Source organism: Emticicia sp. BO119 (assembly GCF_013912375.1).
Lineage (GTDB): Bacteria > Bacteroidota > Bacteroidia > Cytophagales > Spirosomataceae > Emticicia.
Window position 1 is genome coordinate 58,796 of the sequence record NZ_JACETV010000014.1, and the last position, 11,872, is coordinate 70,667.

Consider the following 11,872-nt stretch of genomic DNA (forward strand, 5'->3'; position numbering starts at 1 on the left):
TTTAAGTGAAAGATGAGCCAAGGCCGTAGCCCTGACTCATCAGATAAAAATAGCTTCGTGATTTAGCTTACTTGAAGCTTCTTTTTAGTAGCATTGTATTGCTCATCAGCTTCGTCAGCCATTTCCTCTACCTTTTGTTGAGCCTTGCCTTTCAATTCGTATGCCTTATTACGTAAATCATCTTTTGCATCCTGATATTGGCTTTTTCCACGACGAATCGCATTTAATAACTCATCTGCCAGTTCATTAGCTGTCTTTTTCACTTTTGAGCGAATTTCATTCCCTTTATCTGGAGCAAACAACATCCCGATTACTGCTCCAGCCGCTGCCGCTGTGATAACTCCTAATAAGATTTTTGAAGTACTTTTCATAATAGTTCAATGTTTAAATAGTTTTCAATATGCAGTAATGAGTAAAAATCTTATTCCATGTGTGTATTCCGACTTATATGTAAGATTAGCACTTATAGACTGTAGAAGTTTTTGCCCATATTGTGGGAATCGCAGGACGCGCGCCGAAAAACGGGGAAAATGAGTACTGGCATGGTTTTTTGTATTATATTGAATTATATTATGATAATTGTGCAAAGATGAAAAGCTTAGAAGAAAACGGATTATCTGCCCTAATAGTAGATGATGAAATAGATACTTGCTTATTGATAAAAATGTATTTGAAAAAGAAAGGAATTGAATCCTTTCATGCACATACTTTGCAGGATGGATTTGAAAAAGCAAGTAACCTGACACCACAGCCACAATGGATTTTTTTAGATAATAATTTACCCGATGGTTTAGGCATTGAAAAGTTATCTGAATTTAAAAAACTACTACCAAATAGTAAGATTGTGATGATTACCGCTGTTGGGAAATTAAAAGATAAAGCGTTAGAGATTGGTGCCCATAATTTTATTGAAAAGCCTTTATCATATGCTTCAATAGATAACTCTCTATCATGAGGAATTCAATTTATTGATTTACTAAATCCACACATACTTTTGAGACTTGGAAAATGTCCAGAATACAGTAAATCAAATTGTCTATAAACTGTTTATTTTAACCCTTTAAAACAAATAAAAATGGAAGGACAAGGATTATTGTACGCAATCATTATCGGAGCCATTGCCGGCTGGCTGGCCGGAGAAATTAAAAGAGGTTTCGGTTTTGGTCTTATCGGTAACATTATCGTCGGGATAGTCGGTGCACTGGTAGGTAGCTGGTTATTTGGCGTTTTAGGCGTTTCTTTAGGCTCTGGTGTTATTGGCCAGATCATTACTGCCGTAATTGGTGCTTTGGTAGTACTGTTTATTGTCGGGCTGATACGGCGGGCATAGGTACTTATTCTATACACAAAAGCAGAGGGGAATAGTTCAACACTATTCCCCTCTGCTTTTGTGTATAGAAAGAATTATTGATTTAGCTTTGGTTTTAATTTATAAAAAATATCTTATAAAACTGTTTAAACTCCATTGTATGTTTTTAGTCGGAATTAACCGAAAGCTAATCTCTATGGCTGATCAGCGTGGAAGTCACACTGCGAAAGACCAGGTTAAAAATCAACATAGCAGGTTTTCTTTACAATAAGATTATTGTTTTGTCTTCCATTGCTTTTTACTGCTGAATACTCATGCATTGGACCATAAAATAGCAGCCACTTATGCTCAGACTCCTTACCTTATGGCAACATATTATTATCAGAATACTATTAAAATTCATTTCAGGGTAAAAGGCCAGGCCCGGTAATAAACCCAAAAAAAGCAGCAGATAAAATCCGCTGCTTTTCTAACCATTGCTACTAATCTAAACCACCTATTATTATTATTCAATATCTTTCTGAATCTCATCTATCTTCTTATTGAGTCTTTTCTTGAAATCTTTCCAATCTTCCTTCATATCGCTTCTGATATCTTTTAGATCGTCATCAATATCATTCATTTGTGATTTCAATTTTTGTCTTCTTTCCTCCCAACGATCTTTCTCTTTAGCCGACGCTGACTTAATCTTGTCTTCTGCTTCTTCTATCTCTCTTTTCAAATCTTTTCGTTGTTCTTCCAGTTTTGCCGCCATCTCGTCTTTTTCTCTCTTCACGTCTTCGGCTGTCTGGTTAACACCATCTTTAATATCACTGGCTACTTTGTCGGCAGCGTTTTCTACTTTATCCTGAGCGTCTTGCACACCATCGGCGGCATCTCTTTTTTCTTCTCTCGAACAAGAGGTAAAACTCAGGGTTCCGATTGCTATTAACGCATAAGCGAATATTACTTTCTTTTTCATTTTAATAATAATTTTAAATGGTCGTTTTCGTATTTTTTGATTATGTCAATCCTTACAGGATTGTTGCAGTTTAGATTCTGTTTCAGAAATGAAATCCGATAGTGGCCTGAAATGAGTTACCTTTAGCGGCAAACTTACTGGCAGTTTCGGCATTTTTATATTTTACGTCAATAATATCGTTTACATTTCCTTCATAGCGTACATCGAAGTTAAGCTGACCCAAATCAAAACCAACCCCGGCCTGATACCCGAAAACAGCTTTTTTATACACACTCTCGGCACTTTCCCCTCTGGCATCTTCAATCGCATCTCCCAACTTTCCATTATCACCTATATTAAAGGTGGCTATCGGACCAGCATTAATTCTGAGTACGTTTCCCAGCTTCACCCCTACTAATAATGGTAAATCAAGATTAGTCATACGGAAATCAACTGTCTTGGTATTATTTCCGTTATCTGTCACTAAATCATATTTACCACCTTTTTGCGATACCAGGATTTCGGGTTGTAGGAAAACTGTCCGCCCGAATCTTAAAAATACTCCACCTACAAAACCAAATGCTCGGTCTTCATTATTTCTGAAATTAAAAACGGTATTTCCTGATGTAAAAGATAGGTCATTACCTCTTACCTGCGACAAGTTTGTTCCCAATCTTAACCCCGCTGTAAATCCTTTGGTCTGCGCAAATGTTGAAGCACTGATAAAAGAAGCGATAGCTAATATGATAATCTTTTTCATGTTGTGTGTTCTTTGTTAAATCTTTTCTGATTATTAAAGAGAAATTTACGTGCCAAATCCACAAAATACTGACAATCAGATACTTACAAAACAAATATTTCTACAAATGAGGAGATTTTTCCACAGGTTGGGAAAGATATTTATTATTTCGGAGACATATTAAGACTACTCTTTTGGTTTGGGGGAGTGCTTTTTCTTAAAAAAAATCCTTTTCCCACTAATGGTATCTACAATTTCTTTTTCAATCCTATGGGCTCTCTTGCGCTTTGCTTCTGTGTTATCATTAGAAATAGAAGGTTCTCCCATCAGAAAACCATAAGGCTGTAAATCTGGCACAGAATCAAAAACTACTTTTATAATAGCAATAATTGGTAAACAAAGAGCCATTCCGGCCAGACCCCATAACGTTGCACCCATCAATAGCCCTAAAATAGCCGCCAAAGGGTTGATACTCACTTTTGAGCCAACAATGTTGGGTGTAATAAAATTACCCTCTAACATCTGTATTACAAAAAAGGAAGCAGCCACACCAACGGCATACATCGGAGAATCTTTTGTAACTAAAGCAATAATTATTGGCAAAAGCGAACCGATAAGAATACCAATATATGGGATTACGAGTAATATCGAAGCCAGAAAGCCAAAGAATATGGCGTAGTCGATTCCTAATAAAAGCAAACTGATGGTGTTAAGTGTACCTACGATTATGGTTACGATTATGACCCCTGACAAATAGCTATGAATTACATCATAAATCTTGCTGAGAACTTCGTCTACTTTTTCTTTTTCTGTATTCTTGAATACCTTATAGAAAAAGTCTTTGAAGAAATCCCGATAAAGTAGCAAGAAAAACATATATACGGGCATGATGGATAAATTACCTAACATATTTGAAGTAGTTGTCAGGGCCGTACCCACAACAACTCCTCCTCTGTCAAGGAGTTGGTTGGCATAAGTATTCAGCTGGTCAGTCTGGGTTTCTATTGATAAATCAAACTTCTCCGAAGTCCAGCGTAAAAGATTATTATAAGCCTTCTCTAACTTATCAAGCAGTTGCGGAATCATTTCTGAAAAACCTGCAATCTGCGTAGAAGCTAAATAAACAATTACACCTATCAGGACTGTAAATAAGACTAAAGTAATTGTAATAGCTAATACCCTGCCCATTTTTCTTTTCTCAAGCCAGTGGCAAACAGGAAACAGTAAAATAGATAAGATAATTGAAATAATGAATGGAACAAGCACAGATTCAAGGATACTCAGCCAATACACAACAACAGTAATGGAAATAAGCGCTAGAGGCAATTTTATATTAAACGGTAAACGTTCTGGAAGCATGGAAATATGGTTTATGTTTCAATTTACATATAAATTATTAAAAACCTATTCCAGCTGTTTTCTATAATCCTATGTACGCAAAATAGGCTATAATTTACCATCATAGCCTAACTGGTGTAATCAACTACACAATATCAATCAAATGTTTATTACTTATTATTTGTAGCTACCGCATTTGAACTACTCTTAGCATCTTTCTTCAAATCATCATTAGCTACAATCGCTAACTCTACACGACGATTTTTGTCTCTTCCGCTCTCGGTGGTATTGTCAACAACTGGTGCTGACTCGCCATAGCCTATTACCGACATTCTACTGCGTTTTACACCCAGATTATTCAGCAAATCAGCCACAGCATCCGCACGTTTTTCAGAAAGTTTCATGTTATAATCTTCACTTCCTACATTATCGGTATGCCCAGCTACAAGAATATTGGTGTCTTCATATTCTTTCAATGTCTGTGCTAACTTTTCCAGGTTATCTTTAGACATCTGATTTAAACTATAAGAGTCAAATCCGAAAAGAATGCCCGATTTCATGGTTAATTTAATACCTTCGCCAATACGTTCTACTTCTGCCACACCCTCTAAATCTTTTTTCATTTTAGCGGCCTGTTTATCCATATATTTCCCGATAAACACCCCTGCTACACCACCTACTGCCGAGCCTACAATAGCATACACGGCCGGGTTCTTACTCTTGCTACCAATAGCAGCACCTGCGGCAGCTCCGGCACCGATACCGATAATAGCCCCTTTTTGTTCATTTGTTAATTTCTTGAATGAATTACAGGAAGTTGTAGCACTCAATAACATCGCTCCACAAACCGACAATGTTACAATTTTTTTGATAGATGATTGAGTCGTATTCATGACTTTGAAAATTTTAATAATTAGAAATTTTCAATAATCAGTCAAAGAAATATGCCAGTTTTAACAGAAACGCCTTATAATCACTTAATAATCAAACACTTACCATTATTTATGAACAAATTGAATTTTAGTTAAAAATTAGAGCGTTTTACACATATATGGGAAAACTTTCTACACTCATCTGTTATTTTGTGCCTAAATCCAGCATTGCATAATAATCATTAAATGAATAGGCTGACGATGTAAAGAGTGTTTTACAACTTATTATCTCTGCTTCGCTAGCCTTTTTCCCATCAATTTTATAAGCCATTACTCCATCCAAAGGAAGATCAATAGTTACAGACTTATCTTCCTCCCTAAACCCTCTTATTACTCTTCTTTCAAATTCTTTTCCTTCATTATCTATTAAACGCACTTTTACTATTTTATCATTTTTATAAAGCTCGTAGGCCATCAATTCTCTTCTTACATTTTCAAGAGCTACCTGACGTTCTTTCTCTGAAGCGAATTCAAAATTACTTATTTCTTTAAGGTCTACAACTCCATCCTTTGCTTTTATGCCATATTTTTCAATCGCATTTATATCATTTGGCTTAGCTACATAACTTCGTCCACTTCTAAAATTAAGGCTTTGTAAAATTCTTGGATGGTATTCTCGTCCATTAATAATCACTAATGGGTCTTTGCCTAAGAAATTAGCAGGCATAAAAGTACGTAGGGTGTCGGTAGTGAAATTTTGTTGGGTGTTAATGCGTGCTTTATATCGCCAAGGGCTATTCAATTCGGGCGTTTGTCTTTTGAGTGGAAAATATGAGTCTTTTTTTATAGGCCTTGGCTGTGTAGTTTGCTTAGTTTTAAATATAAGCCCTATATATGGACTTACAAGATATTCTTTAAAACGTACTTTGGCAATTTTACCTTCTTCGTATATAAACTCAAAGTCTTGGCCTTCTATTAATTCTTTACCTTCTTTATAAATAATCTTAGTTTTTTCGTCTGACATCAACTCTTTATCTCCTTTATAAGCAAGCTCAAAGTTTTTGTCTTGTATGATGTCTCTATCTTCCTGAAAAAAATGAATATCTTCTTTCAGCGTATTCTCTGTTATTAATTTCCCATCTCCAAAAAAATCAAGAGAAAGAATCTCTGGTGTATTTCTGAACCTTACTATCAGGCTTGCATCTCCACCATAAAAGGTTTTGTTATAAAGGTCAGGATAAGGAACTTCAGGTGTTTTTAATAAAAAAGGATTGACAATTAATTTATATCTGGAAGAATCTATAGATTTAGTTGATACCAATGGCTTTATTTCTTGCCGTACCGAGTCTGTTTCAATTGACTTTAGTGCCTCTGCTAAACTCGCTATCTTCTTATTTATTCCCTCTGATGCTTTCGCTGTAGCTTCATAAATCAATTTTTCATGACGTTGGGCAAAGGCAAAGATTCCCAATGCCAGTAAAGGTAAACCCAGCCCATAAAATAGCCTTTTTACCCTAACAGTCCGCTTTTTAAACAAAAACTGAATGCGCGTAGACAAGGGGCGCAAACTGAATTGATTTGTTAAATCAACCTGTTGGTTAATACCCAACTTAAGCAGTAAATGCGCATAGTTTTTACTGTCAAACTGTTGAATTGTATTCAGGTCGGCTTCAAATTCATGTACTTCCACCAATGATTTTTTATAGAAATAGATAATTGGGTTAAACCACAAGATGATTTTGCAAATCTCAACCAATAAAACATCAATGGAGTGTAAATACTTAATATGAACACATTCATGGGCAATTATCTGGGCTTTTTCATTATCGGTAAGCCCATTAGTATTCAGGAAAATCAGATTAAAAAACGAGGCATTTGTTAATAGCCCATCTCTTTGAACAATGCGCAAATTATCAGCTTTTATGGCTTGTCGACTTAGCCGATAAATTCTGTATAGCTTTGCACATAAGAATAGCATCATGATAGAAGCAATTGTTATATAGCAGAAAATTATATAAAAACGCCAGTCTGGTGTTTCATCTGCTGGCTCTACGGTTGCAATAATTTGAGTATCATACATCGGAACATAAGCAGGTTCATAGCCAGAAGTGCTTGTAATCGGAGAGGTCTTAATAATTACTGCAGGTTCGACCTTTACAACTCTGGTAGTTTCAAAAGAAATGAGGGGAATAGTGAAACTCAGGCAAAGTGTGCATAGCAAGTAAAAACGATTAAGGGTATGGAATGTAAATTGACGGAACGCGAAAAAATACAAACCATAAAAAACAGCCAGACAGGCTGATACTTTGAGGAGGTAAATTAGAAACAGCATAACATTCTGGATTTGGGGGGTTGAACGAAAACTATTGTTTGTCAATGAATTGTTTCAGCTTTTCAATTTCAGCTTCACTTAATTTTTCCTCTTTCGCCATAAAAGACAGTAAACTTTCAGCCGAGTTATTGAAATAATTAGCAAAGACCTTTTTGAAAGAAAATTTGCCATAATCGTCTTTACTGATAATCGGGAAATACTCATAGGTTTTGCCGTAGGCTTTAAAACCCACATATTCTTTTTTTTCAAGAATGCGCACTACTGAGGAAATGGTGTTATAGGGTGGCTTGGGCTCTTCGTCCATTTTCTCAATAATATCTTTTACAAAGCATCTGCCTAAATCCCAGATTATCTGCATGATGCGTTCTTCGGTTTTGGTTAATTCTTCCATGAATCAAATCTATAACGTATTTTTCAGTTATACAACTTATTTTTCAGTTATTGTTATTAAAAAATATTTCTCTACCTTTATAGCGTAATCATTTGCCTCTGAAATTTAATACTTCACTTCTGGATAGTCGACTGCCTGATATTGTTTAAGACAAACAAACAGGTAATCATCAAGACAAGTCTTCACTTGTTCTAAGTTTTATTTTTTCAAAAAAAGACTATCCAAAATCATGTTTTATATCGAATCTGAGCGTTTAAAGCTCATCCCATTAAATTATCATCAATTACGTATCTATAATAATTCAGAAGCTTTAGCTGAAAATCTTGGCTTAAAAGCAGCCAAAGTCGAAACAGAACCCTTTTTTCAAAGTGAGTTCGACGATGCGCTGCAAAACCATTGGGCGCCCCTTGTAGAACAGAATCCTGACAATTATATCTGGTATACCAACTGGCTGATTGTATTGAAAGAAGAAAATATTGCCGTGGGCGGTATAGGCGTAACAGGGTTACCTGACGAAAATGGAGCATGCGAAACAGGTTACGGCATGGATTTGAACCAAAGAGGAAAAGGCTATGCTACTGAGGCTTTAATATGTCTCGCAAACTGGGCTTTTCAGAATCCTGACCTTAAAACTATTATTGCGCATACGCCTCTTGATTTACTTAATTCTCAGAGAGTACTGCAAAAGGCTGGTTTTCAGTATGTGAAAACTGAGGAGGAATTGATATTGTGGGAGTTGAAAAGTATTTGATTTTAACCCCATCCCCAACCCTTCCCCAACAGTGGGGAAGGGGGCAGAAGTCCCTCTCCCCACTGTTGGGGAGAGGGATTTAGGGTGAGGGGTTAGAATAATATTACCCGAAATAATGCCACAATTCCTTACCGGCATACCAGATCATGACCACGCAAAGCGCAATTTTCATGACGATGCCTACAAGGAAACCTATAAAAGAACCAATAGCTGCTTTGGTAGCTTGTTGCGAAGTTGCACCTCCAATGAGTTCACCAACTAAAGCGCCTAAAAAGGCTCCAATAAAGATACCAAAAGGACCAAAGAATAGGCCGATGATTAAGCCAATCATGCTGCCCCATGTGCCGTATTTAGAGCCACCGAATTTTTTGGTGCCCCAGATGGGTACATAGTAGTCTAAAATGGTAACGATTAGTGTCAGAATGCCTAATGTCCAGAGAAGAGTTTCGCTGAATTGTGCAAATCTGGTAAAGTGCAGAACTAATATTCCGACAAAGCTTAAAGGAGGACCCGGCAAAGGCAATACAGCCCCCATTAAGCCAACTATTAAACAGATGATAGCAACTATTAGCAGAACAATATCCATAAATTTTGAGTGGTGTTTATGTAACAAATGTATTAGTTTTTGAAATGATGCCTACTATTTCAATCAGTATTATCAACCATTTATCAAATATCTCATGAATCAGACATCTCAAACAAGGGCAGAAATGCCACAGGGAGCAAACAAAGTGCTTGACCGTCGAACAGTTGAAAATGCTTATTCGTCGCTCTTAAACCTGCTGAAAGAAGGAATGTCGGTACTCGATGTGGGTTGTGGCTCAGGAACAATTACTGCAGGCGTTGCCGAGCGGGTAGGCGTGAGCGGGCGAGTAGTGGGTATCGATTTCAGCGAGCACCTCATTGCGCAAGCACAGAAAAACCATGAGCACCTGAGCAATCTGTCGTTTGAAGTGGCGGATATTAATACATATCCTGCTGAACAGAAATTTGATCTGGTGATTGCTGCCCGTACCCTACAATGGGTGAATAATCCGGAAAAAGTGGTAGCACAAATGCTGAATCTGGTGAAACCCGGCGGCATGATTTCTATATTGGATTATAATCATACGAAGATTGAGTGGACACCGCAACCGCCGCAATCAATGCTGGATTTTTATGAGGCTTTTCTGAACTGGAGAAAAGACGCAGGCTATGATAATGGCATTGCAGATAATCTGGCCGCTATTTATCAGGATTTAGGCCTGAAATCAATTACTATTGTTGACCAACACGAGGTAAGTAAACGAGGAGAAGAAAGATTCACGGGCGACGCCAGAATCTGGAATGTAGTAGCTGAAACACGTGGCAATCAGGTAGTACGCGATGGATTCTGCACCGATGAATTACGTCTGAAAGCAATCCAGGAGTATGATGCCTGGATTGCCAGTGACGCACAAGCCATGAAGCTCTATTTATTAGCTGTAGAGGCGGTTAAACCTTAGCCAATACTTTTTTTAAGGCATCTAAGAAGATGTCAGCTTCTTTGGTTGTAAGGGCAAGGCTTGGGAGTAAACGCATAGTATGCTTCCCGGCCACGCCTGTAAATATTTTCTGATCAAACAATAAGGCATTTCTGATAGGCTCAACGGGTTGTTCAAACTCAATGCCTATCATTAATCCTTTACCACGCAATTCTTTAATACCGCTGAAACCCTTCAGGTTTTCAAATAAATAATCGCCTACTGTAGCGGCATTCTGTACCAGTTTCTCTTTCTTAATAACGTCTAATACTGCATTGGCAGCTGTGCAAGCCAGGTGATTACCTCCAAAAGTAGTACCTAACATGCCATGTTTAGCCTGAAACTTAGGCGAAATCAATATAGAGCCAATCGGAAAACCATTACCCATACCTTTGGCAGTTGAAATAATATCTGGTTTCACGCCGCTATGTTGGAAACTGAAAAATTTACCCGAACGCCCGTAACCGCATTGTACGCTATCATGAATAAAGATAGCTCCGGTTTTATCGCAAGCCTTGCGGATAGTTTTCAGGAATTCATCACTTGCTACCTGAATACCACCAACGCCTTGAATACCTTCTACAATTACAGCACAAGTATCTGTATCAATGGCTCTTTTTACTGCTTCTACATCGTTGAAAGGTAGAATCTGCACATGGTCATCGAAATTGATTGGTGCTTTAATGGCAGGATTATCAGTAACAGCCACAGCTGCTGAGGTACGTCCATGAAAGCCTTTGCTGAAAGCGATTATTTTCTTACGTCCATTATAAAATGAGGCTAATTTTAAGGCATTCTCATTAGCTTCTGCCCCCGAATTAACGAGGAATAAATAATAATCTTTCAGGCCCGATATTTTGCCTAATTTATCAGCTAGTTCTTCCTGCGACGGAATTTTTACTGAGTTAGAATAAAAACCAATGTTCTTTAATTGTTGTGTAAGCCTTCGGACATAAACAGGGTGGGTGTGACCGATTGAAATAACGGCATGACCACCATATAAATCTAAATACTGTTGTCCGTTCTTATCCCATAGATAAGAACCTTGAGCGCGTACCGGCTCAATGTCATAAAGGGGATACACATTAAAAAGCGTCATTTGTACTATGGTTTTATGATAAATAGCTCTTTTGGAGCCGTTTTAAAATGAGCCAGCAAAGTTCTCATTTTATTAGCAGAAAATAGTCAAAAAATTGAAAGAATATAAAGAGCTTATGCCACGGGTAAGAGATAATCAACAATTGTGGATAAGTTTGTGAATATGTGGATAAGTATGAAAATTTGATAGTAAGAAAGAAGAATGTAGAAGTAAATTTGGATCAAACCTAAAACCTGTGGGGTAGGTATATCTAAGCATAGATTTGCATAAGTCTATATAGGAAGAACGGTATATTTTTGACTCCTCTGAATTGACTTCTAAATGCTTTAATCTTAGCATTAAAAGATTCAGCCGAAGCATTGGTACTTCTATTCTCAAAGAAGTTGACAATCGTTCTATAATGATTCTGGATTGACCTGGCTACTGTATTGAACGATTTAAATCCTGCCTGCCTTACTTTCTCATGCCATTTAGCTAGCCTTGTTAAGCCATACAGTTTGTCATTGGTATTTTCAAAGATATAGGAAAGACTCATTGTTAAGTCATAAGCCTGCTTAATATCTGGATATAATTCGAATAGTAACGTAGCTCTTTGCTTC

Annotated in this window: 14 protein-coding genes; 4 read left to right on the forward strand and 10 right to left on the reverse strand. The window is 37.1% G+C overall.

From position 1 onward, the window contains the following. Nucleotides 1–62: 62 nt before the first annotated feature. Nucleotides 63–371 carry a YtxH domain-containing protein gene (locus H1R81_RS26615; protein WP_181843805.1) on the reverse strand — a complete coding sequence of 103 codons (309 nt, stop codon included), beginning with the start codon at nt 369–371 and terminating at the stop codon, nt 63–65. 218 nt (nt 372–589) lie between these two features. On the opposite strand from H1R81_RS26615, the gene H1R81_RS26620 reads away from it, so the two are divergent. Together H1R81_RS26620 and H1R81_RS26625 are read left to right on the forward strand one after the other, a co-directional pair. After that, entirely contained in the window at nt 590–955 is a 366-nt protein-coding gene (locus tag H1R81_RS26620; RefSeq protein WP_181843806.1) for a response regulator, read from the forward strand. Between the two features lie 120 nt (nt 956–1,075). After that, nucleotides 1,076–1,330 carry a GlsB/YeaQ/YmgE family stress response membrane protein gene (locus H1R81_RS26625; RefSeq protein ID WP_181843807.1) on the forward strand — a complete coding sequence of 85 codons (255 nt, stop codon included), beginning with the start codon at nt 1,076–1,078 and terminating at the stop codon, nt 1,328–1,330. Between the two features lie 484 nt (nt 1,331–1,814). Here the strand turns inward: H1R81_RS26625 and H1R81_RS26630 are convergent, their stop codons facing one another. The 6 genes from H1R81_RS26630 to H1R81_RS26655 form a co-directional block, all read right to left on the reverse strand. Further along, a complete protein-coding gene (locus H1R81_RS26630; protein ID WP_181843808.1) occupies nt 1,815–2,270 on the reverse strand; it encodes a hypothetical protein in 456 nt (151 codons plus the stop codon). A gap of 82 nt (nt 2,271–2,352) precedes the next feature. Continuing rightward, nucleotides 2,353–3,009 carry a porin family protein gene (locus tag H1R81_RS26635; RefSeq protein ID WP_181843809.1) on the reverse strand — a complete coding sequence of 219 codons (657 nt, stop codon included), beginning with the start codon at nt 3,007–3,009 and terminating at the stop codon, nt 2,353–2,355. A gap of 165 nt (nt 3,010–3,174) precedes the next feature. Next, nucleotides 3,175–4,347, reverse strand: a complete 1,173-nt coding sequence (locus tag H1R81_RS26640; protein WP_181843810.1) for an AI-2E family transporter — start codon at nt 4,345–4,347, stop codon at nt 3,175–3,177. Nucleotides 4,348–4,496: 149 nt separating this feature from the next. Next, nucleotides 4,497–5,219 carry an OmpA family protein gene (locus H1R81_RS26645; RefSeq protein WP_181843811.1) on the reverse strand — a complete coding sequence of 241 codons (723 nt, stop codon included), beginning with the start codon at nt 5,217–5,219 and terminating at the stop codon, nt 4,497–4,499. 184 nt (nt 5,220–5,403) lie between these two features. Continuing rightward, on the reverse strand, nt 5,404–7,530 hold the full coding sequence (locus H1R81_RS26650) for a M56 family metallopeptidase (RefSeq protein ID WP_181843812.1): 2,127 nt from the start codon (nt 7,528–7,530) through the stop codon (nt 5,404–5,406). A 31-nt stretch (nt 7,531–7,561) separates the two neighbouring features. Next, on the reverse strand, nt 7,562–7,921 hold the full coding sequence (locus H1R81_RS26655) for a BlaI/MecI/CopY family transcriptional regulator (RefSeq protein ID WP_181843813.1): 360 nt from the start codon (nt 7,919–7,921) through the stop codon (nt 7,562–7,564). A gap of 229 nt (nt 7,922–8,150) precedes the next feature. Here H1R81_RS26655 and H1R81_RS26660 point away from each other — a divergent pair, with 229 nt between their 5' ends. Beyond that, nucleotides 8,151–8,672, forward strand: a complete 522-nt coding sequence (locus H1R81_RS26660) for a GNAT family N-acetyltransferase (RefSeq protein ID WP_181843814.1) — start codon at nt 8,151–8,153, stop codon at nt 8,670–8,672. A 103-nt stretch (nt 8,673–8,775) separates the two neighbouring features. Here H1R81_RS26660 and H1R81_RS26665 read toward each other — a convergent pair whose 3' ends face one another. Continuing rightward, the gene (locus H1R81_RS26665) at nt 8,776–9,258 is read right to left on the reverse strand and encodes a DUF456 domain-containing protein (RefSeq protein WP_181843815.1); all 483 of its coding nucleotides are present in this window, start codon (nt 9,256–9,258) and stop codon (nt 8,776–8,778) included. Nucleotides 9,259–9,352: 94 nt separating this feature from the next. On the opposite strand from H1R81_RS26665, the gene H1R81_RS26670 reads away from it, so the two are divergent. Next, on the forward strand, nt 9,353–10,156 hold the full coding sequence (locus tag H1R81_RS26670; RefSeq protein ID WP_181843816.1) for a trans-aconitate 2-methyltransferase: 804 nt from the start codon (nt 9,353–9,355) through the stop codon (nt 10,154–10,156). Here H1R81_RS26670 and H1R81_RS26675 read toward each other — a convergent pair. Both H1R81_RS26675 and H1R81_RS26680 read right to left on the reverse strand, forming a co-directional pair. Next, a complete protein-coding gene (locus H1R81_RS26675) occupies nt 10,146–11,273 on the reverse strand; it encodes an aspartate aminotransferase family protein (protein WP_181843817.1) in 1,128 nt (375 codons plus the stop codon). The two genes, H1R81_RS26670 and H1R81_RS26675, sit on opposite strands and share 11 nt — an antisense overlap. A gap of 250 nt (nt 11,274–11,523) precedes the next feature. Beyond that, a partial coding sequence (locus H1R81_RS26680) for a transposase (protein WP_181843818.1) occupies nt 11,524–11,872 on the reverse strand: 349 nt, incomplete at its 5' end.